Source organism: Neolewinella aquimaris (assembly GCF_014197245.1).
GTDB lineage: Bacteria > Bacteroidota > Bacteroidia > Chitinophagales > Saprospiraceae > Neolewinella > Neolewinella aquimaris.
Map to the genome: position 1 here is coordinate 188,578 of NZ_JACIFF010000001.1, position 25,946 is coordinate 214,523.

General features: G+C 56.2%; 16 protein-coding genes. 9 read left to right on the plus strand and 7 right to left on the minus strand.

The features are described from left to right. Positions 1 to 57: 57 nt before the first annotated feature. Positions 58 to 3,366 (minus strand): zinc-dependent metalloprotease, encoded by a 3,309-nt coding sequence (locus tag GGR28_RS00815; RefSeq protein ID WP_183493820.1) that lies wholly within the window; start codon positions 3,364 to 3,366, stop codon positions 58 to 60. 203 nt (positions 3,367 to 3,569) lie between these two features. Here GGR28_RS00815 and GGR28_RS19265 point away from each other — a divergent pair, with 203 nt between their 5' ends. Next, positions 3,570 to 4,658, plus strand: a complete 1,089-nt coding sequence (locus tag GGR28_RS19265) for a CgeB family protein (protein WP_183493821.1) — start codon at positions 3,570 to 3,572, stop codon at positions 4,656 to 4,658. On the opposite strand, the gene yaaA is transcribed toward GGR28_RS19265, so the two are convergent. The 3 genes from yaaA to rseP are packed head-to-tail and all read right to left on the minus strand — an operon-like array spanning position 4,655 to position 7,272. Beyond that, a complete protein-coding gene (gene yaaA, locus GGR28_RS00825; RefSeq protein WP_183493822.1) occupies positions 4,655 to 5,416 on the minus strand; it encodes a peroxide stress protein YaaA in 762 nt (253 codons plus the stop codon). The genes GGR28_RS19265 and yaaA overlap by 4 nt on opposite strands. A 3-nt stretch (positions 5,417 to 5,419) precedes the next feature. Further along, positions 5,420 to 5,929 carry an iron-sulfur cluster co-chaperone HscB C-terminal domain-containing protein gene (locus GGR28_RS00830; RefSeq protein WP_183493823.1) on the minus strand — a complete coding sequence of 170 codons (510 nt, stop codon included), beginning with the start codon at positions 5,927 to 5,929 and terminating at the stop codon, positions 5,420 to 5,422. Next, entirely contained in the window at positions 5,929 to 7,272 is a 1,344-nt protein-coding gene (gene rseP, locus GGR28_RS00835; RefSeq protein ID WP_183493824.1) for an RIP metalloprotease RseP, read from the minus strand. The genes GGR28_RS00830 and rseP overlap by 1 nt, the downstream gene beginning before the upstream one ends. A gap of 210 nt (positions 7,273 to 7,482) precedes the next feature. Between rseP and GGR28_RS00840 the strand changes: the two genes are divergently transcribed. The 3 genes from GGR28_RS00840 to GGR28_RS00850 are packed head-to-tail and all read left to right on the plus strand — an operon-like array spanning position 7,483 to position 9,052. Beyond that, a complete protein-coding gene (locus tag GGR28_RS00840) occupies positions 7,483 to 8,190 on the plus strand; it encodes a MotA/TolQ/ExbB proton channel family protein (RefSeq protein WP_221233759.1) in 708 nt (235 codons plus the stop codon). Between the two features lie 50 nt (positions 8,191 to 8,240). Then, entirely contained in the window at positions 8,241 to 8,642 is a 402-nt protein-coding gene (locus GGR28_RS00845; RefSeq protein WP_183493825.1) for an ExbD/TolR family protein, read from the plus strand. A gap of 14 nt (positions 8,643 to 8,656) precedes the next feature. After that, positions 8,657 to 9,052: an ExbD/TolR family protein gene (locus GGR28_RS00850; protein ID WP_183493826.1), complete on the plus strand. Its 396-nt coding sequence runs from the start codon at positions 8,657 to 8,659 to the stop codon at positions 9,050 to 9,052. A 549-nt stretch (positions 9,053 to 9,601) separates the two neighbouring features. Here the strand turns inward: GGR28_RS00850 and GGR28_RS00855 are convergent. After that, the gene (locus tag GGR28_RS00855) at positions 9,602 to 11,122 is read right to left on the minus strand and encodes an OmpA family protein (RefSeq protein ID WP_183493827.1); all 1,521 of its coding nucleotides are present in this window, start codon (positions 11,120 to 11,122) and stop codon (positions 9,602 to 9,604) included. A gap of 192 nt (positions 11,123 to 11,314) precedes the next feature. Between GGR28_RS00855 and GGR28_RS00860 the strand changes: the two genes are divergently transcribed. From GGR28_RS00860 to GGR28_RS00870, 3 genes are all read left to right on the plus strand, one after another. Then, positions 11,315 to 12,400 (plus strand): arginase family protein, encoded by a 1,086-nt coding sequence (locus tag GGR28_RS00860; RefSeq protein WP_183493828.1) that lies wholly within the window; start codon positions 11,315 to 11,317, stop codon positions 12,398 to 12,400. Between the two features lie 247 nt (positions 12,401 to 12,647). Then, entirely contained in the window at positions 12,648 to 16,367 is a 3,720-nt protein-coding gene (locus tag GGR28_RS00865) for a PKD domain-containing protein (protein WP_183493829.1), read from the plus strand. Between the two features lie 362 nt (positions 16,368 to 16,729). Then, positions 16,730 to 20,452, plus strand: coding sequence for a PKD domain-containing protein (locus GGR28_RS00870; protein WP_183493830.1), 3,723 nt, complete (start codon positions 16,730 to 16,732; stop codon positions 20,450 to 20,452). Between the two features lie 66 nt (positions 20,453 to 20,518). Here the strand turns inward: GGR28_RS00870 and manA are convergent, their stop codons facing one another. Further along, entirely contained in the window at positions 20,519 to 21,706 is a 1,188-nt protein-coding gene (gene manA / locus GGR28_RS00875; RefSeq protein WP_183493831.1) for a mannose-6-phosphate isomerase, class I, read from the minus strand. A 102-nt stretch (positions 21,707 to 21,808) separates the two neighbouring features. On the opposite strand from manA, the gene metK reads away from it, so the two are divergent. Further along, positions 21,809 to 23,068 carry a methionine adenosyltransferase gene (metK, locus tag GGR28_RS00880; RefSeq protein ID WP_183493832.1) on the plus strand — a complete coding sequence of 420 codons (1,260 nt, stop codon included), beginning with the start codon at positions 21,809 to 21,811 and terminating at the stop codon, positions 23,066 to 23,068. Between the two features lie 92 nt (positions 23,069 to 23,160). Here the strand turns inward: metK and GGR28_RS00885 are convergent, their stop codons facing one another. After that, the gene (locus GGR28_RS00885) at positions 23,161 to 24,780 is read right to left on the minus strand and encodes a CTP synthase (protein ID WP_183493833.1); all 1,620 of its coding nucleotides are present in this window, start codon (positions 24,778 to 24,780) and stop codon (positions 23,161 to 23,163) included. 153 nt (positions 24,781 to 24,933) lie between these two features. On the opposite strand from GGR28_RS00885, the gene GGR28_RS00890 reads away from it, so the two are divergent. Continuing rightward, positions 24,934 to 25,884 carry an aspartyl protease family protein gene (locus tag GGR28_RS00890; RefSeq protein ID WP_183493834.1) on the plus strand — a complete coding sequence of 317 codons (951 nt, stop codon included), beginning with the start codon at positions 24,934 to 24,936 and terminating at the stop codon, positions 25,882 to 25,884. Positions 25,885 to 25,946 lie beyond the last annotated feature (62 nt).

Genomic DNA, 25,946 nt, shown 5'->3' on the forward strand with positions numbered 1-25,946 from the left:
CGGGGACGCAGGAGCGCAGAACACGAAGAGTAGCCGGCAAATTAGGTAAGCGCCGGGCTACCTCTTTATCACGCGCAGGGTCTCCTCCCCGTAGTGGAGCAGGTACAGTCCGGCCGGTAGTCCAGCTGTCGTAATCCGGGTCCGTTTCGGACCGGACTCGACGCCGATCGATGAAGAGAGGTCACGCCCCTGGGCATCGTAGAGTATCGGTAGGCCGGTCGTGGTGGTCGACGGCAGCACGTCGAAGTAATCGACAAAGGGATTCGGATACACGGCGAGTCCGGATTGGTGGACTACCGTCCAGGCGACGGTGATCACCGACGAAAAGTGGTTACTGCCGTCGTAGTCCACCTGGCGAAGCCGGTACAGATTGGTGCCGGATACAGGTTGGGAATCGAGGTGACGGTAGGTAGCCAGCTGATTGCTGGAGCCCGCGCCGGATACCCGGCCGATATCCTGCCACTGCTTACCGTCGGACGATCGCTGGACGTCGAAATAGTCATTTTGCGTCTCCGAGGCTACTGACCAGTGCAACCCAATACCTCCGGAGCGGGGCGTGCCGGTGAAGGATAACCATTCAACCGGAACGACGGCCTGGGCACCGACCAGGCTCATGGAGCGGGAATTGTCGCTCAAGCGCCGGCAGCCTCCGGCATCATCCATCACCACCGTAGTCAATTTGTTACCCACCCAGCCCCTGGGCTTAGTAGAAACCGGGTACGCGATGCCGTAAACCCGATAGTTGCCCGCCGTGAGCAGCGAGAAATCCGCGGTCGAGCTCACCGCCCTGATGTCTTCCCCTTCCTCCTGCGCTACGGCAAGGTAGGTGTAGTCGTAACCGGGGGCGGGCGCGAGGTCCTGAATCCACTTGTTTCCCTCGGGGCTTCCTACTACCTGGATGGAGTAGTCCAGGGGATTCTCATCACGGACCGGGTGATTCTTATCGTACGTAGAGACGGTTAGTACATATTTCTTGCCCGCGACCAGGGGGGCAATCACGTCGTGGTGATAGATTCCATTGCCGAACATCGAATTGATCCACGTCGCGCAGCCATTTTCCGGATCGAAGCTTTCCTCATAGATCGTTATGCCAAGGTATTCGCGACGGGAAGTGACCGCAAATCGGAAGTCCCCACTTTCGGAGGGAACGATGGTATGGTGGTCGACCGGAAGATCGATCGCAACCTTAGTGCAGCCACTGTACAGTTCCTTACCCCGCCGGTAGGCGTAGCCGGTGTACTGCTCACCTAAATTCCCGCTTATCGATAGCTGATCCACCGTTTCACCAACCGTGCTGAGTTCAAGCTCGGTGTCGCGACTGCCTACTTCCGCCGAAATATACTCCTGGGGGTAGATGTTGGTCGCGGAGGCTGTACAATTCTCATTGTATACTTCACGCAGGTTCCGGTCCACGGCATAAAATGTCTGACACGGCGTGTCGGAACAGATGAGCCGAAACCGCAGCCGATCCGTCGTCGGTACCCCCGCGGGGATCTGTAGGTTGGCCGTTCCGTCCGCATAGGCCACGGTGCCCAGTGAGTAGGCATAAATGTCGGAGTCGTTCAGGGCCATCTCAACGGTGACCTGCCCGCAGAGATCTTCGGAGCCGTTCGGGTCCCAGGAAAAGGTATATGCTTCGCCCGGAACCAGGGGGGCGGTCGAGGCGGGACCATGAAACACGAGCGGGCCGCTCTGGTCGACGTTTACGGTCACGGATTCCGTTGCCATGCCCCCGGCTCCCGGATGGTTATCGCGGACCGTCAGGGCGAACGTCATTACGCGGGCTACTTCGGGGAGTACCTCGAACTCGGTCGATTGGCCGGAGGGATTACTAGGAAAGCGCCGGACGGGGTCCGTTGAGGCGGGGTAGGAGCGGAAGAGCGGTGCAACCTCGCTCATGCCAGCGGTAAGGTTGTCCAGCCCAGCTTCATTAAGGGTCGCTCCCTGAGAAACGGTACCGGCGCCGTCTTCGTCGATTTGTTCCCACGAATACGTCAGTCGGTCGTCGACGTCCGTATCGGAGGCCGATCCGCGCAGGAGAAAGGGGGTGCCGCTTGGAATGGTGGTGTTCGCACTGCAGGGGTTGGCGTTCACCTGCGGTGGAGAATTATTGCTGTTGGTCTCCTGGGCGCAGGCTTTCTGCTCCAGGTAGGCCAGCATCTGTGCGATAGAGAACTGATGGAAGTAACTACTGGTCACCGGATCGTAAGGGACGTTGTACGCTGAGTTACAGAGGTTGGCGTAGCTCAGCAGGGTCGTACCGCTACCGATCTCTACCGCCGAGGACCCGGAAATATTTGCCGACGTACAGTTGGTACCCGCTCCGTTAAAGGTATGGGTACCACCCAGCATGTGGGCTAATTCGTGACTAACCATTCGTTTCCAACCGATAGAGGTGTTGCTGTACGATCCGCTCCATCCGCCGGCTTTGTAGGGTCCGTCCTTACCATCTGGTTCGTTGGGGGTAGACGAGCCATAAGCCTTTGGAATCAGATCGTTGTCACACAGGACGCCCACATAGGCCGAGCCGCCGCTGTTCCAGCCGCCATCACTTGCCCACTGGTGAAACACCATTCCGACGTCATAGGAGGCGTCCGGAAAATTATCGGCGATGACCTCAGCGGCCTGGTTGACCCGACGGTCGCCGCCCATCTGATCGGGTTGAAAGGGGTCCGTATCCGGATCCTCGTAGATTTTCGGGTCGACGAGGGTAAAGGTGACGGCTAGGTCGTTTTCAAAGATTAAATTAAGGAAAGAAACGGTTTGTACGATGGTTGCGCGTGCCTGCGCTACGTTCGCGCCGTTTCCCGCATAGAACTCCCCGGTCGCCGCTACTGCCAGACGATAGGTGCGTTTGAACTTTCCGTTCGTATTGTTCAACGTAGAGGAACGAGATTTACTCAGCAGGGTACCAAGCGGGGTAGGGGAGGAAAGTGTTTCCGTAGCACACGTACGTTGATCGGCACCCTCCTCGATTGGCGTTGCATGGGCCACCGCACGAAGCGTCAAATCCTGGCCCGGAAGGCTAGTGCGACGCAGGGAGAGCCACTCGCCCCGGTATTCGATGTCGCCGAGAACTTGCGTATCAGCCAGGGTGACGGCTCCGCGGAGTCCCTCGTTCGCCACCCGAAAGGTATAAATATCGGGTGCCGCCCGGGTCAAATCGGCCGACATGACGTTGACCTCCTGTAAATTCAGGTGAACCGTGGTACCGTCAGGAAGGGTAGTGGGAATGAGTTGACCCGCGCGTACGGGAGTGGAGTGTCGCTCGGGGGAATCCGGCTGGCGGTGTTGCTGGGCGAATAGTAAGCCGGTAAACAACACGCATGCCGCCACCCCAAGTAAGGAGCGTAAACTATTGTTCATAGATAGGGTAAGGTGTAACCTAATTTTTCAGAAAGACGCCGCATTAAATAACGGGACGTGCACAATATATTTAAAAGTGTTAAAATATATGGTCCCGGCGTGCCATTTTCTCTGAATCGCAATAGGTCCGCTACATTGCTTATTCCTAGGTTGAAAGTTAATGTAGACGCGGCGTGGATGGCAAATCTGCGTACCTTCGGACCGTGAGTTTTGCCAGCAATACCCTCGATCTTGTTATTATCGGACGCTCGATCCTGAGCAGCTACGCCAACCCGACGGCGGAACTGTACCGGGGGCTGATCAATGAATTGGCGCACCACGGTCACCGAACCACCTTCCTTGAGCCCGTTGACCCGAACAGCGTCGCCCGCCGCGATCTTCTGCGCTCGCCCTACTGCGAAGTATGGACGTACAGCGACGTGGAAATCCTACTGGAAGAATACCTTCCCGCGATTCAGTCGGCCGATCTGGTTATGCTGGGTTCAGGAATCCCCCAGTCGGACCGCATCGCCAACTGGATCATCGAAGAAGCTCGGGGAATCACGATATACTACGACGCCGATCTGGCCCGCACCACCAGTAGCCTGGCTGCCGGTATCCCCTGCGATACCTGTTTGTCGCGCGATGTGATCCGATCCTTCAACCTCTACTTATCCACAACCGGTGGTCCGGCCCTGGAGAGCCTGGCCCATACGTACGGAATTAGGTGCGCACGGCCGCTGTACGAGAGCATCGATCCCTTTTCATATTACCGTATGGATATCGATAAATCCTATGATCTTGGATTCATCGGAAATTTCAAATCGGAGCGGACCGCCTTGATTGACGCACTATTGCTTTCGCCGGCCCGTACCACTCCCAATCGTCAATTCATCCTGGCCGGAGATGGCTATCCGGCCGGTCACGCCTGGCCGCAGAACCTGACGTACTTGGAGCACCTTCCGGATACCAATCACGTTGACTTTTACAATCGCCAATCCTGCACCCTTATCCTCGGTCACGACGATCGCCGTAGATTAGGTTACACACCTTCCCGCCAATTGCTTGCGGCGGCGGCCTGCGGCGTGCCGGTACTCACCCGCGAGTGGTCCGGACTCAGTGATTTTTTCGAATCTACGCGGGAACTCTTCTGCGTGGAAACCGAACAGGACGTTTTGGACGTGCTCTACGGTACGGAAGAGTCCGTCCGGCGTAAGGTTGGCAACTGCGCCCGGCAGCGCGTCCTCGAGGCGCACACTACGGCACACCGCGCGCAGCAGTTGCTGGCGTACTGGGAAGAAGTGGCGGACTAACTACGGGTGTACACCCAGTCGTTTTCCGTGCTCATCTCGGCATTGTAGAGGTACCCGTTCACGTCGAGGTCCCGCAGGGGTTCGGCATCGGTGATTCCTTCCAGGGTGATGAGTCGAGCCATTTTGCCCCTCGCCCGCTTTGCGTTGAAGGCGATGACTTTGTACTTCTCGTCCCGCATCTCCTTAAAGTGAATAGTAAGCAGGCGCCCTTCGATCCGGTCGGGCTGCAGGCTGCGGGAGTATTCCTGACTTGCGAGGTTCACCACGAGCCGGGAAGGATCACCGGCTAAATCGGCATTGACCAGCTTAGTGATCCGGTCGCCCCAGAAGGAGTAAAGGTCCTTTCCCCGCCGGGTCGGAAGCCGGGTGCCCATTTCCAGGCGGTAAGCCTGCATTAAATCGCTGGGTCGCAGGAGTCCGTACAGTCCAGACAGAATCCTGATTTGCCGGTTGGCGAATTCAAACTCCTGTGGGCTAAATTCCCGCGCGTCCAGTTCCCGATAGACGTCCCCCCAAAAGGCTAATCCGGCGGGTTTGGCATTCTCCCGCGTAAAGGGGAGCGAAAATTCCTGAAAGCGTAGCAAATTTTCCTCCGCCAACGTATCGCTGATGGACATAAGGTTGGCCAGTGCCCGCTTGGACTTTCGGCGGAGCGACTTTATCAGTTTTTCGGAATCTTCCAGTAGTCGGGGTTGGGTCGCCCCCACCTCCACCGGCGACATATCCAGGGTCTTGGCGGGGGATAATAAGATGAGCATGTATTAAATTTTCTCCCGCAGGCGCAGCAGGTATCTCCGTTTTAGGTAGTAGTCTTTGAGGGCCTCCAACTCTGCCTCCGTCACGGTATCGTCGTCGTAATTTTCCATGATCGGCCCAACTTCCCGATCCAAATCGGCCTCCAGTTGATCGATCAGGCCGGTGACCTTTACGCGCACGCTAGGATCATCCTCGAAGTCCAGTTCCATCAGGGCTTCGTTCACTTCCATGATCTCGAGCAGAAAGTCCTGGGGCACCTGGTTAGATCCCTCGGGACCGAGTACCTGTTTCAGTTCCAGTAGGTGCCGTAGCCGCTGGTCGTCGTCCGAAAGGATGCGGTACCCCTGGTTGTTAATGGTACTTTGTTCGAGCACTTCGTCCTGCACCCCGGCGGCTTCCAGGGTGTGGAAGTCGGGATGAAACCGTTTACTGTTGGAGTAAAATGCTTTTTTCAGTGCCGCCCGGTCGAGGGTGGGGGAGGGCCGGAGCCCGAAGAAGGAGAAGTAATCCGTCATTATCCGTTGATCCAGCGCCAAATGTCCAGGCCGTTAGCTAATACCACCAGACCGAGTACAATCACAAATCCGACCATCGTAGCGCGTTCCATGAAGGTATCGCTCGGCTTACGACCGCTTACAACTTCGTAGAGCAGGAACATAACGTGTCCCCCGTCCAGCGCCGGGATGGGGAGTAAGTTCATGAAGGCCAGGATGAGCGACAGGGAAGCGGTCATGTACCAGAACCGTTCCCAGTTCCAAGTTTTGCCGAACATGGATCCGATGCTGGCGAAGCCTCCCAGGCTCTCGGTCACCTTGATGTTACCGGCAAACATCTGCCCGAAGGCCTTGAACTGGTCGCTGAGGAAGTTCACCCCCTGATTGACACCAGCGGGAATGGATTCAGCGAAGGAGTATTCCTGACGCTCCGTATCGTAGAAGTAATCAGGGCCGGCGGCGGCAACCAGCAGCTGTCCCGCTTCAGTAAGCGTTACGGAAACCTCACGAACGTCCTCCTGGTCCTTTTTTCTGACGCCAAGGACTACGGTCTCCCCTCCGCGACCCCGAACCGCCTCGGTGTATTGATCGAAGAAGGGGGTAGGAGTTCCGTCGACGCTGACGATCCGGTCTTCGATGAGCAATCCGGCCTCATCCGCCGGTCCTCCCTTCTGGACTATGCCGACCACGAAGGGCATGCGGGCCGTAAATAGCCGGGAATTCTTGTTCTCGTAACGGGTCAACAGATCTACCCACTTCGGGTCGACTTCCACAGTCGTTGGTTGATCGTTGCGATTGACCTCGATTTGCCGGGCGTTGTTGATGGCAATTTCACGCAACACGATTCGATCGTTAAATCGCTCGAAGGGGACGTCGCCGACGCGAATGATCTTGTCGCCGTTTTGCAGCCCGATCTCCTGGCCAAGGCTGTCCACGGCAATCCCGGCAGTGATGTTGTCCGCCGGAAAGTACTCCTCGCCGTAGCCGAACAGCACCATGGCGTAGATGAAAAATCCGAGGATGAAATTGACCGTAACGCCTCCCAGCATGATGATGAGTCGCTGCCAGGCTGGCTTAGACCGAAATTCCCAGGGTTGGGCGGGTTGGTCCATTTGCTCCTTGTCGAAACTCTCATCGATCATGCCGCTGATCTTTACGTATCCCCCGAGGGGCAGCCACCCGATGCCGTATTCGGTCTCGCCAATCTGTTTTTTAAACAGGCTGAAACCCGGATCGAAAAAGAGGTAGAACTTTTCTACACGCGTACCGAAGAGGCGGGCCGGAATAAAGTGACCGAACTCGTGCAGCACGATCAAAATGGAAAGGCTAAGGACCAGCTGTCCGACAGTAATCAAGGTATCCATGCGGTAAAGTTAGAAGCCCGGAAGTAACACGGGATCGGATTATTAACCGGTACGTCTGTTGATGGTTGAAATTTGCCGCGATCCGCACCGCCGTGCCCCACCAAATTGAAGGATCTTCGCGGGGGGCGTCGCAAGTTTTTTACATTTGCAGCCACTCGCTCGACATATCCCGCGTCCGGGCGACGTTAAGCAAGCGCTAAAGCAACCCTGATGTTTCTGAATCACCTTATTTTACTCCTGCAGGCGCAGGGCGATCTTAACCTGGACCCCGTCGTGCCACCGGCCATGGAAGCCGAGAGCTTATTCGACGTCCTGCTCGAGTCCGGTATCCTCACCATGATAATCGTGGGTATCCTGCTCCTGCTGTTCATCATTGGCCTCTACATATTTTCGGAACGCTACATCACCATCAAGGCGGCCGGCTCCGATGACGAAGGCTTTATGGAGCGGATCCGCCGGGAGATTTCTTCCGGCAACATGGCCAATGCACGTGCCCTGTGCACAACGACCGACAGTCCCGTAGCCCGCATGGTAGATAAGGGTTTACAGCGGATCGGGCGCCCGTTGAGGGACATCGATGCAGCCGTGGAGAACGTCGGTAATCTCGAAGTGTTTCGGTTGGAAAAGGGCCTCAGTACGCTGGCCAGTATTGCCGGTGCCGCACCCATGATCGGCTTTTTCGGTACCGTAACCGGTATGATCAATGCGTTTTATGAGATGTCCAACGCCCAGAACATTACACCCGACGTGCTCGCCGGGGGCATCTACTCGGCCCTTCTGACCACCGCCGCCGGACTGTTTATCGGTATCCTGGCCTTCGTAGGCTACAACTTGCTGGTTGCCCAGGTAGAACGGGTCGTCTACAAAATGGAGCGATCCACGACAGAGTTTATGGATTTGCTCCAGGAGCCCGGCTAAGGCCACTACCGTCAATTGAGAGGGGCATTGAAACTTACAACAGCAAGAACATGGGATTAAAACGATCGAATAAGGCCAACGCGCAGTTCAATATGTCGTCCCTGACTGACATCATCTTCTTGTTGCTCATCTTCTTTATGCTCACCTCTAACTTCGTACAGATCCGGCCCTTTGATTTACCAAAGTCCGATAGCCAGACCGTCGCCCCTACGAACATCGTAGTGGAACTAGAGAAATCCGGCGCGCTGCGCGTCAACAACATCACCGTCACGGAAGCGTCCGTGCTCGCGGCCCTCAGCGATGCCCTGGAGCAAACCAACAATCAGAAGGATGCGACCGTGACCATCGTGGCGGAGACCGGAGTTCCGTTTAGCCGCATCACGCCGATCATGAACCTGGCGGCTCAGCGACGGGCCCGGGCGATCATCGCCACTCAACCCATACAGGGATAAACGATCCAGCAGCTATGGCCCTAAAGAAACGATCGAAAGTAAGCGCGGAATTTAATATGTCGTCCCTGACCGACATCATCTTCTTGCTGCTTATTTTCTTCATGCTCACCTCTACGGTCGTGGCCCCCAACGCCCTAAATCTAAAGTTGCCCGGTCGCTCCGATACACCGGCCGCTCCGGCCACGGATCGTTTAGACGAAGTACGCATCGACGCTACGGGAGGTTTCTTCTTCAACGACCGCCGGATCAGTCAGTCTGAACTGGAAGGACGGTTACAACAGCAGGCCGGACGGGGATACAGCATGCTCATTGCCCCCGATCGCGAAGCCCCCGTGGAGGGCGTAGTAACCGTGATGGATATGGCGATGCGCCTCGATATCAACGGGGTTTTGGCGGCGGAAGAACAGTGAAGCAACTTTCACGCGACGTTTTAGCGTGATGGAGCCCGGCACACAGGGGCCGTATTCGCTACTACCCCACCAGGGGCCGGTGAGCACCAGGGCGTCTTTTTGGTAATCTACCCACAACTCATACTCCTTCATACACCACGCTACGGCGAGTCCAGCCTTGTTGTTGCGCAGGATCTCCGTCTCCGTGATGCGCCAACTGCCACTCGCAGTTTGGTAGCCACTTAGCTTCATTTCGGCCTCCAGTGCCCCGAGTTTGACAAAGGCCGTTCCCCTCAGGCTAATTCCAATCTGCTCGATGTCGAAATACAGTTCAAAGCGATCGGAAAAACCGCCTTCGTTTTGCAGGAGCAATCCAGTCCAACTGCCCGACAGGTCCTGGTGCACCTGGGCCGAGACCTGCCGTACGGATAGGAGAGATAGGGCAATGAACAAACACTGTATGGGCTTCACCGCCGAAAGGTAGAGAATTTTCTAACTGAAGCACAATCGAAAGCGCCCCCCGACCGACGGTCGGGGGGCGCTTTCGATTAACCGATTGGAGTGGTCCGCCTAGTTACGATCCATCTCCATGCCTTCGGGGGCAGGGTCTTCCTGAGCACCATTGATTCCGGTGAGGAATTCCACGCGACGGTTCACCAGGCTGCGGTCAAGCGGCACGATGGCTTCGTCTTCACCACGGTACTGCAGTACCAGTTGGTCGCGGTTCACCCCGTGTACGGTAACCAGGTGATCAACCACATTTAGAGCACGGCGGTAGGACAGGTTAAGGTTTCGGTCGGTGGTGCCGGTCCGGTCCGTGTACCCGCGTACAACGACCTTCATGTTCGGGTTGCCCTTCACTACGCGGGCAACGCCAGCCAGCATACCGTAATCATCGTACTTCACTTCGGCCGAGTTCAGCGGGAAGTAGATCGTGGGCAGATAGGTGCTGCCGTTACGCTGGAAGATGGTGTCCTGCCGGAAGCGATCGAGGCTCGAATCGATGAGCGCCTGAATCTCACCTTCGGTAAGCGGAGCGTCAATCCGTTCGGTAACTACACCGTCGGCATTAACCACTTCGCCTTCGCGGGGAGGGAAGAAGGGTTCGAGATCCCGGTAATCGGGTACACCGTCCTTGTCGCTGTCGAGAGTACGTCCCCGGCTGTCAACCGGTACTCCACTAGGGGTGTCATTCTCCTGGTCGATTGAGTTTACGATGCCATCACCGTCATCGTCCATGGTGGCTTCGTCGACGCGACGGTTGATCATTGCAATGTCCTCCTTGACGGGAGTGAAGGCGTTGGTCCAGTAGCGAGGTTCGGTCTTGCGTTCGGGATTGCCCAGGTTGAAATTGAGGGAAACTCCGGCGATGTTCTGCACGTCACGGAAATCGCTGGCATCATAGCCATCGACAATGTCGGCACGCTTGCCCAGCGGTACGAGTGCCTGGTATTCGACGCCGATGTTGAAGCGGGGGTTAATGCGGAAGTTGATGCCCGTTCCGAAGGCAGCGTGGGTCTGGAAGGATTTGTCGACTACCCCATTGCGGTTTTCGGCAAAGGGACGGTTGGTTCCATCGCAGCCGTAGCGGTTGCCGGTTTCTCTGTTGCACTGAAACTCGTTGCCAAAAAAGTTGAATCCGGCACCGGCCATCATGTACACGTTGACGTTGCGAATGTCGCCCTTAAAGGTGAAGTTGTTAAGCGTCACTACGCCATAGGCGGTTCCACTGTACCAGTCGGTATCAAACCGGCGGTTGCCGTCGCTCTGTGCCCTGCCGTCATCGCCCTTGCTTCTGGCGTAGAGCGCATCCAGACGCAGGGAGAACAGGTGATCGAGAGACTTTCTCACGTGCAGACCGGCACCATACCCCCCCTTTGAGGTCACGTCGCTCGAGAGCCAGGAATAGACCGGTGAAATCCCGACTTCCAGCATTGAGTTCTGGTCTCGCTTATTTACGGGAGCTTGCATTTCCCCTTCCTGGACAGTGGAAGTAGCATCATCGGTGGTAGGCATTGGCGTGCCCTGCGCATGAATGACTCCACCCAAGCTGAAGCACAGGCAGAAGATTAAAAGGCTAAGAATTTTCATGGAAATGATTCTAGAAATTAGTTTGATGGGTGGTGGTCCGGCATGCCGGTAGTGATTCGAAGTGATATGGTACGCGGCAAATTGCCGATTTTCGGTTAACTTCTAGTTCATTTGTCAAAGGTAGCAGTTGTTCAGCAAATGACCATTCTTTTTATAATTACCTTCTCTTGCTACCTTTGTTGGCCCCTGCCTATGTACAGCACCTGGTTATCCTCAAGCCCCCTCGATCCCACCACTTTCGGCCCCGCCTCGGTTGCCGGTCACCTAACTGCCGACCCCTCGCCGACCACGCGGGTGGCCCTGATCGGAGTGAATGCAGCCACCGCCGATGCAGTGCGCCATCACCTATACAGCCACTACTGGGATTTCGGAGGTCTGGACCTCGTAGACCTTGGAAACCTCCGTAAGCAAACGATCGACTTCACCATTCCGCTGCTCCGCGAACTTTACTCAGCCGGTATTGTCCCCATCCTGTTGGGGGACCAAGACCGGATGCTCAGTGCCCAGTACTTGGCCTTCGGTGAACTCAATCGACAAGTAGGCATTTTTGCCGTCGATCAGCGGGTAAACCTGCGCTCCTCGGGTGAATTAGGTCCGGACCGTGCGCTTGATGCAGCCATCTACCGGGAAGCCCCCCCCGTTTTCCACCTTTCCCACGCCGGCTCTCAGCGACATCTGGTAGACCCGGGACTCGAGTACCTTTTTGCCGCCCGCCACTTCGAAAACTACCCCCTTGGTCAGTCACGCGCGAACCTGGCGGATCTGGAACCAGCGATACGCGACGCCGACCTTTTCGCGCTTGGCCTTGGGGCGATTCAGTGGTCGGAAGCCCCGGCGCAGGGAGGTCATCACCCATCCGGCTTTTCCCTGCAGGAGGCCAGTCAGCTCTGCTATTATGCCGGAAACAGCGATCGCCTTGCCTCCTTCGGGCTTTATGGCTTTGACTTGGAACACCCGAATCAAGACGGTCGTCAGCTCACTGCAGCGGCCTACGCGCAGCTCGCATGGTATTTCCTCCACGGCCTCAGCCGGAGGGTGAAGGATTTTCCGGTATCCCTTACCGGCATGGCGGAGTACGTCGTGGACACCACCCTGGCCGGCCGGCTTACCTTTTGGCGGTCGCCGCGGAGTAGCCGCTGGTGGGTCCAGGTACCCACGGAGACCTACCGCGGGGAAGCCCGTAACCGTCTGGTGTCCTGCAGTTATCAGGACTATCTGACGAGCAGCAAAGAAGGTAAGCTGCCCGACCGAATCCTGAGTGCTTTTAGCCGGTATTAATCTCGTCGCCTGATTAAAGGTATTTCCACCCCAGAATGCTTATCTTCGTTTGTAATAGGTCACTATGCCTATATACGTTTTTTCTTTTCCGGTGCTTTCACCCATTTTAATAAAACACGTGTCACCGGCCCACACCGCTTCCGGCACACGGTTTTGATCTTTTTTGCACCGGGTAGTATAAGTTGGCCTGCATTGACACTTACCTCCGTGCGGTAGGCTGACGCCGTATTCTTACACCCACACACTCTTGAATTTGATATTTCTCAGATCACTAGCCATTCTAGTCATCGTTGTTTGTCAGCAAGCCGTCGGCCAGTCGCAGACCTTCTGCGGCGGAGAGAACTCTTTTTTACTCCCCCCGGCCCGGACGTTCTGTGTCAACAACAACGATTCAGCCCGAATTTCCTTCAATCTTATCAACGAAGGAGACCCCGGCGACTATACTATATCCTTCCCCAACGGCACCGACACCACTTACGTAGGAGTGGATGGTTCCCTGCAGATCATCCACGACATGGAATTTATCTGCTCCAACCCGCCCGGGGATCCCATCAGGCCCAGTAGGGGAGAGGAGTTTTATGCCTACCGGGGTGAGTTGATCATTACCCGAACGGATTGCGTGGACGATGACCTGAAGCCTCAGGTAGGTACTTACCCGTTCAACATCATTCCGAATCCCATCAGTGATATTACAATCAACGGTCGCGTATGTGGGGAGCCACCGTATAACTTAAGTTTTGATGCCAAGCTATGTAACGACGACCTGGTCAAGGAGTACCAGTGGTACTTGAATGGACGTCTTCTTCCTAACGCTACCGGCAAAACGCTTAGAGATGTCATACTGCCCACCGCAGGTGAGTACATCGTCCGGCTGGAGACGACCACCTTCAGTGATAAATGTGAGTCATTCGCTTTCGAACGACCAGTGATTGTCGTCGGTGAGCCAACCATCGAACTGAACTACACTGTAGATAGCTCCGCGCTATGCTCCCCCGTCGTCACCGTTACGACCGACACCCGGTACGATGACGTCACCTCCTTTATGTGGTCTAGTTCTTCTCCCGATGTCAGCTTCTCCGATGTTGCCGCCCCGAGTCCGGTCATCACCGTTCTGAATAGCCAGTCGGGCACCCGAACGATCACCCTCACCGTCGAAAACGAATATTGCAACTCGGTTAGTGAATCCTTCGACATCACTACGTATAGCGAGCAGCGGCTTCGCACCACCCAAGCCCTTCGCGCGTGTTCGGGCGTGCCCATCACCTTTTGTGATCGCCTGGTGTACGAACCCGCACCTGTGACCATTCTCTGGACAACCGACGATCCCGCCCGTATCGAGGGGGCCAATACCGCTTGTCCGGAGGTAACCTTCACCCAGGGTGGCACCTACGAGCTGACCGCCACCGGGACGAACATTTGTGGCGATCGCTTCACGGAGACCTTCCCGGTGACCGTACGGGACGATGCCCCCCTTCAGCTTGATTTTTCCAGCGTGGATACGCTGTGTCCGGGCTCCGAGCCCCTCAATTTATTTCACTACATTCAAGGATCGGAAAACGTGAGCAAGATCACCGGTCCCGGCGTTATCGGAAACTTTTTTAACCCTGCCCATCTGAGCGGTACGGTCTCCTTAGCGGTTTCCGATAGTTGCGGATCCCTCTATCCATTCGAAATTTTTGTGCTTTCCGAGGGCGTGTATGCCGGCGGTGACCCCCACGTTTGCATGGGTGACTCCATCGATCTGTATGCCCTACAGGAAGGTACCTATTCGGGACCGGGGGTGAGCGACAACGTATTCTCTTCCGTTGGTTTGGAGGCCGGTACCTACACCATAGACTTTGTAAGTACGAATCTCTGTGGGGGGGAAGGATCTTTCGACATCACCGTGGAGCCCATACCCGTTGCAAGTTTCGACATGATCAGCGACGGCTGTTTGGGCGGGGACGCAGGTGCAAAGTTTCCCGTGAACGAGCCGATCAGTCTGGTCAATCGCTCCGATGCAGAGGTATTATGTTATTCCGTGTTGGAGACCGGCGACAAGCTTTGCGGGAGCAACGAGGCTGTCTTTACGTTGCCGGTCGCGGGAATGTACACCTTCCAGCAAGTCGTTGCCTTTGCGGGAGGACTTTGTACGGACACCCTACGCCAGAAGATTGAAGTTATACCGGTATTCAAACCACATTACGCGATCCAGATCGACAGTACGGATTGTGATTCAATCCTCATTTCCTTTCTTAACGGCGGGGGCACGGACCTGAATACATATTCATGGACCTTTTCCAGTGGCGACACCCTCCAGTTGGAGAACCCTACGCTCCGGCTCCTGCGCCCCTACAGTGCTGAAGTACTGACTGCTACGGTAACGGCTACTGACGGCTGCATCACCGTGCGGGACACCTTTCCCATCAATCTTCCCCGCCGATTTCAGGTGTCTTTCGGGATTCTGAACGACAACAACACCATCTGCTCCGGCGATACGGCATTCCTGGTCAATAATTCGGTCGGTGCGTTTAACCTACTGGCTACACTGAATGGCGGAAGGCAAATCGACTCGCTGCCTACCAGTCTGATAATTGAGAATCACTCTGAAGAAGTGCTAAAGTATCCGATTCGCCTCGACGGGACTAATCCCAGCTGCCCGGCCGAGTATGCAGTGGATACACTACTTATCGCTCCGGTGAATACCCAGGCCGCCTTTACGCTACACTACGACGACAGTTGCTCGCCGGCGCAGGTGGAGTTGATCAATCATTCCACACCGGGCAGTGTAAACCGGATCATTTGGGGAGATGGCTCCACCTTTCAGGGGATCAGGGCATTCGATACGGCATCGTACACTTACGCCGTTGAGCGCGATACTAATTTCACGATCTCCCTGAGTTCCCAGCTCTGTGGCTCCGATACCTTCAGCACGAACTTCATGGTCAGAGCTAGTCCGGATGCCTCGTTTAACATTGCAGCTCCGGATGGTGACTGTGTCGACGAGGAAATCATTTTCAATCCGGTTGCGGCAGCACGGGGGAACAGCATGGCCTGGCGCTTTGGCGATGGAAAAACCTCCATGCATCACCGCCCGCACCATACGTACGACACTACCGGCACCTACCGTGTGCGCCTGGAAGTAACCAATTCCAACGGATGCCGTGCCGTCGACAGTACGGAGTTGGTGATCGGCAACTACACTGGCCCTGCGCTTGCCGTATCCATTCCTCCTGCCGTTTGCGAAGATGCGCCGTTGAACCTGGATTTACCGAACGGCGTGGACAACCTGTTCTTTGATTACGGAAACGATAGTCGTTCCGGTAAGCCGATCGACCGGCCTTATCAGGAAGAAGGAGAGTATGAGTTGACCGTAACGAAAACCGACAAGAACGGGTGCAGCATCGACACCACGCGCACCATAAAGGTCCATCCGCGCTTCTCGGTCGAGATCATCCCCGATGAAGACCTGACGGTTGAGTTCGGGACCCCCCTCGAGTTGTCTTTTCGGGCGATGCCTGCCCGCAGACTGGACAGCATCCGCTGGTACGGCGATTCGGTTGTCAGTCCCTACACTCGGGCTACCACGGTATTTCCCTCCGGAGATGGCGTTTACGAAGTCATGGTAACCGATGAGTACGGCTGCCTTGCCACGGATTCCATACGCGTGGCCGTCAGCAAGGAATACGAACGGCGGGTGTACGTACCGAATATATTTAGCCCGAACGGCGACGGGCGCAACGAAACCTTCGGAATAGACGTGAAGCCAAATACGGTGCGCGCCATTCGGTACCTGCGCATCATCAACCGCTGGGGGACGATGGTCTACGAATGCCAAAACTGTCCGGCCGGCAATTCCGGCAACGGGTGGGACGGCACCGTAGGCGGTAAACCCATGCAGTCTGCTATCTACCTGTGGGCTGCGGAAATCGAGTTTGCGGATGGCGTAAGCAAGGTGTTTTCCGGCGATGTAACGCTCATTCGGTGATCCGAACGTTGCACCTGCGTTCCCGCCCGAGCCCCTCCATTGTACCGGCAAAGAAATATAAGTGTTAAAGTTTGAAATGGCGCGGCAATATATAGGCCCCCCATATCGCTATCCCTACATCGCCGGCAATGCAGCCGGTATCGATTATTGTATTCGCCCTTCGGGGCAGCGATTTTGGATTTTATTATTTCCTGGTCAATTGTTGCCAGCGTCTCTCAAACGAAAAATAGGTCGGTTTCCTTCTTTTGTATTCGACCCGACCCCGTCACCTCTCATTTGGCCTTTCCCGGTCAGAGCCGACGCCTTTATCTCTACCCGTTTGTAGGAGCTGACAGAATTGAGCAAAAATTGCCTCAGTTAAGATGTCCCACCTACTAAAGACTTTTTTACTTCTTCCCCTCCTCACACTCGCCGGAACTATTTCCGCCCAGTCAAGTTGCGGATCGGAAGAACCCTTCCTCCTCCCGCCGACCAGTACGTTTTGTGCCGACAGCAGCGGGATGGTGACCGTCAATTTTAAGGTATACAACAATGGTGACCCCGGTACCTACCGGATTGAATTTCCTGACGGAAGCGACACCGTATACACCAACGTGGTCAACACCGCCACTGTAACCAAGCGCTTCCTGTTCGACTGCGGACAGCCTCCGGGAAAGCCCACTCCCCCCAGCAACGATGCCCTGTTCTACGAATACCAGGGAGCCCTGACCATCATCCGGGAAGATTGCGTGGACGAGCGCGGGGACAAGCAAAAAGGTTCCTATGACTTTCGGGTAGTTCCGAATCCGATCCTGGACATCAAGACCAGCGATCTTACCTGTATTGAGGCCCCCTTCATCATTAACTTCGAAGGCAAATTGTGTAGCGAGAAACTGGTAGAATCCTACCAGTGGTACATGGACGGCGAACTGCTAGAGGGAGAAACCTCCAAAAAACTGAAAGGGTACGAATTCGAAAGCCCCGGCACCTACGTGGCACGCCTGGAAGTAACCCCATTTAAGGGCTGCGACAAGTACTACTACGATAAGCCCTTCACGATCCGGCCCACCCCGAAGATCAACCTGTCCTACGAACTGGACACGGCCCAACTTTGTAACCCCACCATTCAGGTCATCACCAATTCCACCTACGAATACGCTACGAAGTACTCCTGGTCCAGCCCGTCCGCCGGAGTGACCTTCTCCGATCCTTCGGCTCCCAACCCGGTCATTGACATCGACAACAACAAGGCCGGTGTGCGGGTGATCATCGTTAACGCTTCCAATCAGTACTGTTCCGCCGTTGCGGATACCTTCGAGGTAACCACCTACCGCGGCCAGACCATCGAAGTTATTGAGGACATCGTAACCTGTACCGGCTACGTACTCGACCTCTGTGAAAGCCTGAAATTTCAGCCTACGCCCGACAACATTCGCTGGTCGGCAGACAAGCCCGACGTCAACTTCAGCGACTCTACCGCGGTTTGTCCCAAATTGACCTTTGCCGATCCCGGGGAGTATGTGATTACCGCAACTGGCTTTGATGTCTGTGGTGACCAGTACAACATCCCGATCAACATTCGGGTACGGGACGGAGCCGGGCTGGTGTTCGACATCAGCAGCATCGACACCATTTGTACCACCGAGCCGCCTATTCAACTGCTTGACTTCGTTTCCCGCCCCGACAACGTGAGCCGGATATCGGGTCCCGGAGTTGCGGACAACGTGTTCAGTCCTTCACTCGTAGAGGGCGACGTACAGCTCGTCGTGGTAGACAGTTGCGGTGCTTCTTACCCGCTCGACTTCTTCGTTATTCCGCAGGAAGTTTACCTCGGGGAAGATCTGGTGATTTGTCAGGGCGATAGCGTCAACCTGTACGACCTGCAGGCCGGAAGCTATACCGGTACCGGCGTAGAGAACAACGTGTTTGAATCCGCCGGATTGGACGTGGGAATTTACCGCATCGCGTTCTCCAGCCTGACCTACTGTGGCGGAGAGGATACCCTCAGTATTACCGTCCAGGAGTTTCCCCGCGCCGCCTTCAGGGTGGTCACCGACAGCTGTGGAGACGGAACAGGTGGAGCGATCTTCGCCGGCCTCGATCCCATCAACGTAGAGAACCTCTCCTCCGCCAAAGTCATCTGCTACGAAATCCTGGAAACCGGCCAGCAGGCTTGCAACCGCGAAAAAGCCCGCTTCCTGATCCAGGAGCCCGGCACCTATACCCTCCAGCAGGTGGTGGCATTCCCCGGTGGCCAGTGTACGGACACCACGACCATCTCGATCAACGTGCTCTTCCCCCCGGTGCTCAACTTTTACGCCGACATGGACAGCAGCATCTGTGACTCACTGACCATCGGTTTCTCCGTAGGAGACCAGCCCGACGGGTTGACCTATGACTGGTCGTTCACCAGCTCTGACCGGAGCACGGAGGCTAACCCGGTCATTGAACTAATCCGCCCCCTGGCGCCGGAAGTGCTGGGAGTCAAGACCGCCGTAAGCAACGCCTGCTACACCACGACCGATACCTTCGGAGTTGTGCTGCCGCTAAGGTTCCGGGTTTCCTTCGATATCCTGAACGACAACAATACGGTGTGCTCCGACGACACCATCTTTTTGTCCAATACTTCCGTGAATGCATTCGACTACCGGGTAAGTTACCCCGACGGTCGCCAGGCTACGGAATTACCCCGAACGCTCGTCCTGAGGAACACCACCGACCGGGTCCTTCGGTACCCCATTACGCTGGAGGGATCGAACGTAAGCTGCCCCGACGAGCTCCACTCTGACACCATCTACATTTTACCCATCACGACTGAGGCTGCCTTCGGACTCAACTACAAGGACATCTGCTCCGAAGCGGAAGTCACGCTCGATAACAGCTCCACGCCCGGTGCCCTCACCTTCGTACACTGGGGCGACGGCTCTTCTCCCCAATTTATCGACGAACTGGAAAGCATTACCCACACCTACAATGTGGAGCGCGACACCACTTACCAGATTGAGCTGGTAGCCCAACTGTGTGGCATCGACACCTTCTCGCACTCGATCACCGTACGGCCTTCTCCGGATCCCTCCTTCGAGGTGCTGGCAACCGAAGCTAACTGCGTCGACAAGGAAATTCAGTTTACCCCGACCGGAAATGCGACCACTTACGGTCTCGAGTGGGATTTCGGCGACGGTAAGGTTTCCCAGAAGAGGAACGCCGCCCACGTGTTCGAACAACCCGGGAACTACAATGTGAAACTGGAAGTGGTGAGCCGCAACGGGTGTAAGTCCGTCGACAGTACCGAAGTACAGATCGGAGAATACAACGGCGCGGCCATGAGTTTCGAAATGCCCCGCAGCGCCTGTGAGGAGATGCCCTTCGCCATGAACATCGTTTCTCCGCAAACGGGCTGGACCTTCGACTACGGCAACGGCCTTGTTTCCCTCGATGATCCCCTCGATGCGCCGTACTTCAACAAGGGCACCTACGAAATGAACCTGCGGGTCACCAGTGCCAACGGTTGTAGCATAGACAGCTCGACCGTCATCAAGGTATTCCCCGGCTTTGAGGCCACCATCAAAACGGCAGCCAATCAGGATACCATCGTGGAACTGGGCGATAAGCTAGACCTACGGGTAAACGTCTTCCCCCCCCGCAACATCGCCGAAATGCAGTGGACCGGTGACTCCATCGCAAACCCCAACTCACCCTACACCACCGCACTTCCCCTTCAGGATGGATTTTACGCAGTCGAATTGCAGGACGTCAACGGCTGTATCGCGTCGGATTCAATGCGGGTGCGGGTGAACAAGGATTACCGCGATCGCATCTTCGCGCCGAATGCCTTTAGCCCCAACAACGACGGCTACAACGACTTCTTCGGCCTCGACGTCAAGGACAACACCGTACGGGCGCTGAAAACGCTGCGGGTGATGTCGCGCTACGGAGCGATCGTGTACGAATGCAAAGACTGTACCACCGGCAGCGTCGGCAACGGCTGGGATGGCCGCTTAGGTGATAAACTTTTAGAAAGCAATGTCTATATCTGGGCTGCAGAGGTCGACTTCGTCGACGGAACCAGCCAGCTATTTACTGGTGATGTGACGCTATTGCGTTAACATCGGGTGACCGGATTAGATCTTTTTCCCTGTTGAAGAGGCTTGTCGGAATGTTCCGGCAAGCCTCTATTTTTGGTCCCCGACGGTAGCCATGTAGACAATGGAATCCGTCTGCGCAGTAAGGTCAAATTGCTGACCCGCGGGCACGAACACCGTCCGCGCCCGTTCATGTAAAGCGACCGGCCCCCGTAGCTCGCCCCGTAGCAAGAGCATTATAGCCGCACCATCGGTGGTGTCGACGCTGACTTGCTCATTCGTTTGCGGTCTCGCTATCCATAATTTGAAATCCGGCGCCGGGGTGGGAAAATAGGCCCAGTCGGAGTCTGTGCCCACTGCCGTCAGTAGGGTAGGGGTGACGGCTTCGAAGCGGGTTTTGTCCAGCAGTTCCGGTACGTCAATGTGTTTTGGAGTCAGTCCGCCCCGCAAAACATTGTCGCTATTGGCCATCAGTTCGATACACACCCCCTCGAGGTAGGCGTGGGGAATGCCGGCGTCCTGAAAAATTCCCTGACCGGGGGTGAGTTTGACCAGGTTGAACCAAAAGATGGAGAAAATGCCGCGGTCGTGGTGGCCGTCTTGGGTATACTGTTCTACGGCCCTTTTGGCCCAAAACCGGGGCTCTTCGCGGGTGTAGTCCTGATCCGCAAGGCTATCGACCAGTGGAGAGAGCAGTCGGTCAATAGCGTCCGTTGCTGCATCCATGACGTGGGCGTACAGGCCATTCACGCCGTGCTGCTCCAGTATAGGAATCAGTTCTTCCCAACCAGGTACCTCATTTAACGTCTGCGTGATCGCTGCTTCGGATCGGAATCCGTGCAGGAGGTAGAAATCGGTCAGGGCGACTCCTAACTCCGGTTTATGGTTGTCGTCGCGGTAGTTGCGGTCGGGGGCATCGCGGGGCGGCCCGTTTTCTTCTTCCCGGGCGAAGCCCGCCTCGGCTGCCTGTTTGTCCGGATGAACCTGGATGGAAAGCATTTCCCGCACGTCAAGCACCTTGAACAGGAAAGGAAGCCGATCAGCGAACCGGGCGGCGACCCGTTCCCCGAGCATCTGCTTTGGCTCATCGGCGATTATTTCGGCCAGGGTTTGCCGGGAATCCCTGATTCGGCCGGGCCCCTTGGCGTGGGCACCCATCCAGAGCTCCGCCCAGGGTTGATGCTCCTCGTTTGACTGCTGAAGCAGTTCGGGAAGAAAGGTGTAGCCACCCCAGGCATAGTGCTGGATGACGCCGTCGAAGGGATATAGCTTTGGCAAACCGGAGTATTGACTGTTGACCTAGCACAAGGCATTGGACGGGGCAATGGTTCACTACCAAATTCCCTACCTTGCGCGCTGTTCCCGAATAACCATCTCTACATGCCATACCTCTTCACTTCCGAGTCCGTCTCCGAAGGCCATCCCGACAAGGTCGCTGACCAGATCAGTGACAATTTAGTCGACCATTTTCTTGCCTTTGACCCCAGCTCCAAAGTCGCCTGTGAGACGCTCGTCACCACCGGGCAGGTCGTACTCGCCGGTGAAGTAAAATCGAGTACCTACCTCGACGTCCAGGACCTGGCCCGCGAAGTGATCCGTAAAATCGGCTATACGAAGTCGGAGTACATGTTCGAGGCAAACAGCTGCGGCGTGCTCTCGGCGATCCACGAGCAATCTCCCGACATCAACCAGGGCGTCGAACGGCAGCAGGCCGAAGACCAGGGTGCGGGCGATCAGGGAATGATGTTCGGCTACGCCACCAACGAGACGGAAAACTACATGCCGCTAGCGCTCGACCTGAGCCACCGCATCCTGAAGGAACTGGCCGCCGTTCGCCGCGCCGGTGAGCAGATGACCTACCTCCGCCCCGACTCTAAGTCTCAGGTAACCATCGAATACGACGACAACCACCGTCCCGTGCGGATCGATTCGGTCGTCGTCAGCACCCAGCATGATGAATTCGCCGCAGACGATTTAATGCTTACGACCATTCGTCAGGACGTCATCGACCTGGTCATTCCTGCCGTACGCAAACAACTTAAGCCAGAACTGCAGGCGCTGTTTAATGACGATATTACCTACCACATCAATCCCACCGGTAAATTCGTGATCGGGGGCCCCCACGGTGATACCGGTCTTACCGGCCGTAAGATCATCGTCGACACTTACGGCGGCAAGGGTGCCCACGGCGGCGGCGCCTTCAGCGGCAAGGACCCCAGTAAAGTGGATCGTTCGGCGGCGTACGCTACCCGTCATATTGCCAAGAACCTGGTTGCTGCCGGTGTCGCCAGTGAAATGCTCGTACAAGTCAGCTACGCGATCGGCGTTGCCAGGCCCACCAACATTTACGTTAATACCAACGGCAGTGCTAAAGTAAACCTGACCGACGCCGGGATCGCCCAAAAAATCGCGGAGATCTTCGATATGCGGCCCTACGCCATCGAGCAACGCCTGAAACTCCGCAACCCCATCTACCTCGACACCGCGGCCTACGGCCACATGGGAAGAAAAAGCGAAACAAAGGAAGTCACCTTCCGCAACGGCTCCGGAGAAACCAAGACCCTCACGGTCGAAACCTTCACCTGGGAAAAGCTGGACTATGTCGATCGGGTGAGGGAGGCGTTTGGAATAGGGGAATGAGTTCGTTAGTTGATTAGTCATTTAGTTCGTTAGTCCGTAGTGCCTCACTAACTGACTGATCGACTAACGAACTAAAATACTGATCTGCCAACCTACCCCTCCCCCTCCCGTTTCTTCATCGCAGCGGCCACGAACGACACGAACAGGGGATGCGGCACTTCGACCGTGCTTTTCAGCTCCGGATGGTACTGTACGCCGACGAAGTAGGGATGATTTTTGATTTCGATTACTTCTACCAACTTGGTTTGCGGGTTGATGCCGGCAATGGTGAGCCCGGCGTCTTCGAGCTGCTTGAGGTAAGCGTTGTTGAATTCGTAGCGGTGGCGGTGACGCTCGCTGATTTCGGTGGTGCCGTAGGCGCGGGCGGTGCGGGTACCGGGCTTCAGCTCGCAGTCGTAGGCGCCCAGGCGCATGGTGCCACCCTTCGTGGAGATGTCCTTTTGGTCTTCCATGATGTCGATGACGGGGAACTCCGAAAACTCGTCGACCTCGGAAGAACCCGCGCCCTCGATTCCGGCTACGTTGCGACTGAATTCTACTACGGCACACTGCATTCCCAGGCAGATGCCAAAGAAGGGAATGTTGTTTTCCCGCACGTAGCGTACCGCTTCGATCTTGCCTTCGATGCCGCGTTCTCCGAAGCCTGGAGCGACCAGAATGCCGTCGAACCGGCTGAGGAATTTTCTTACCTCCTTGCGCGTCCCCTCCAGTTGCTCGGAGTGAATGGGCACTACCTTTACTTTACACTCATTGACGGCGCCGGCGTGAATGAAGGCTTCGTAAATCGACTTATACGCATCCTGCAACTCGTTGTACTTGCCAACCAGCCCGATGGTCACCTCGTGGGTGCTGTTCTTCAGTTTGCCGAGGAAATTTTTCCACCGGCGCAGGTCGGGATTTTTGCGGTCGGGAAGGCGCAGTTTACTGATGACGGTGGTGTCGAGCCCTTCCTTGAGCATGTGCAGTGGCACATCGTAAATGGTGTCCGCGTCGATCGCTTCGATGATGCAGCTTTTCTCGACGTTGCAGAACAGCGCGAGTTTGCGGCGGATCGAATCGTCGATCGAGTGCTCGGTCCGCACGACCAGGATGTCGGGCTGAATGCCGGTCTGCAGCAACTCCTTGACGCTGTGCTGAGTGGGTTTGGTTTTTAGCTCCTTGGCGGCCGCGAGGTAGGGGATCAGGGTCAGGTGGATCGTGATGCAATTGTCAATGCCGAGTTCCCAGCGCAGTTGCCGCAGGCTTTCCAGGTAGGGTAGGGACTCGATGTCGCCCACCGTACCTCCGAGTTCGGTGATGATGATGTCGTACTCTCCCGAATTGCCGAGCAACTGGATGCGGCGCTTGATCTCATCGGTGACGTGGGGGATAACCTGCACGGTTTTACCGAGATAATCGCCCCGCCGTTCCTTCTCGATGACGCTCTGGTAGATGCGTCCGGTGGTCACGTTGTTGGCCTGACTGGTGGGCGTATTCAGAAAGCGCTCGTAGTGGCCGAGGTCAAGATCCGTTTCGGCACCGTCGTCGGTCACGTAGCATTCCCCGTGCTCGTAGGGGTTCAGCGTGCCGGGGTCGACATTCAGGTAGGGATCGAACTTCTGGATGGTTACGGACAGCCCGCGGGCCTGCAAAAGTTTGGCCAGGGAGGCCGCAATAATTCCTTTACCGAGGGACGACGTCACCCCGCCCGTAACAAAAATATACTTGGTCATATTCTACGATTACGGGACACAAAGGTAGACAACGGCAGGGGAACTTCGGGCGGGAACGCGGGAGCCGTGAATCTTAATTCGAATGTTAAATAGGCGCCGCGTGTTAATTCTGTGTAAACAAAGCGTTAACTTGGAGTTTTGTATCCCGTAGCAATGTTAATTCCTTCCTCCACCTACCGCCGACTTCTGTGCTGCCTGCTGGCGGTTGGGGTAGTGATGTGGGGCAACGAAGGCATGGCACAGCGGTCCGTCGGCTTTCTGCGAACGACTCCATCCGAAACCGGGGGAGAAGAGATCATAGAAAAAAGGTACACGGAGGAGGAGTCCTTTACCCTGGCGCGTAACCTGATTTTCTTCGTCGCTACCGTAGACGGCGAGCCCGGAAACTACATTCTGGATACCGGCGCACCCAGCCTGATTGTCAACCATCGTGGTACCGCCGAGGAAGAAACCACCCGGACCGGCATCGGCGCCGGCGGAGATGTAGCCCTGACCGACCACCGCGTCTCCCAATTTGAGATGGGAGGACGGACGACGGACAACTACTGGGCCATTGGACTGGACCTGCGCGATCTGGAGGAGCGGATGGACCAGCGGGTAGACGGCTTTGTCGGCTACGACCTGATCAACACCGGTGAATTGCGCATCGATTACGACGACGAAACATTCCAGTTGCTTAAGTCCACCCGCCGGCCCCAGCACCTGGGAAAGTCGCCCCGTGCGGTACTCAGGTTTACGCTGGTCGATCACCTGCCGATCGTGCAACTCAACATCGGTAAGAAAAAATACTACTTCGCCGTAGATACCGGAGCCGGCTCCAACCTGATCGACCGAAAGCTCGTGGAGACCGACGAGGTCACGGAAACGCACGAAATGATCAACATCCAGGGCCTTGATGGTAACGATGCGGATTGCCCCACGGTGCGGATAGACGCTCCGGACAACCTGCCGGACGGCGCGGAGCCCCTGCGATTCGTGGCCATGGATCTGGATCACCTGCACACCGGGGGCGGTGTCCCCCTGGCGGGAATCCTTGGTTCCGAATTTCTGAGTCGGTATACCGTAGGCATCGACTACCGCCGGCAGAAAGTCTATCTCTGGTAAGCACACCGGATCGCCGGTTGCCTGCTCCTGCGCACCCGCCCAATGCCGTACCTTTACGCATT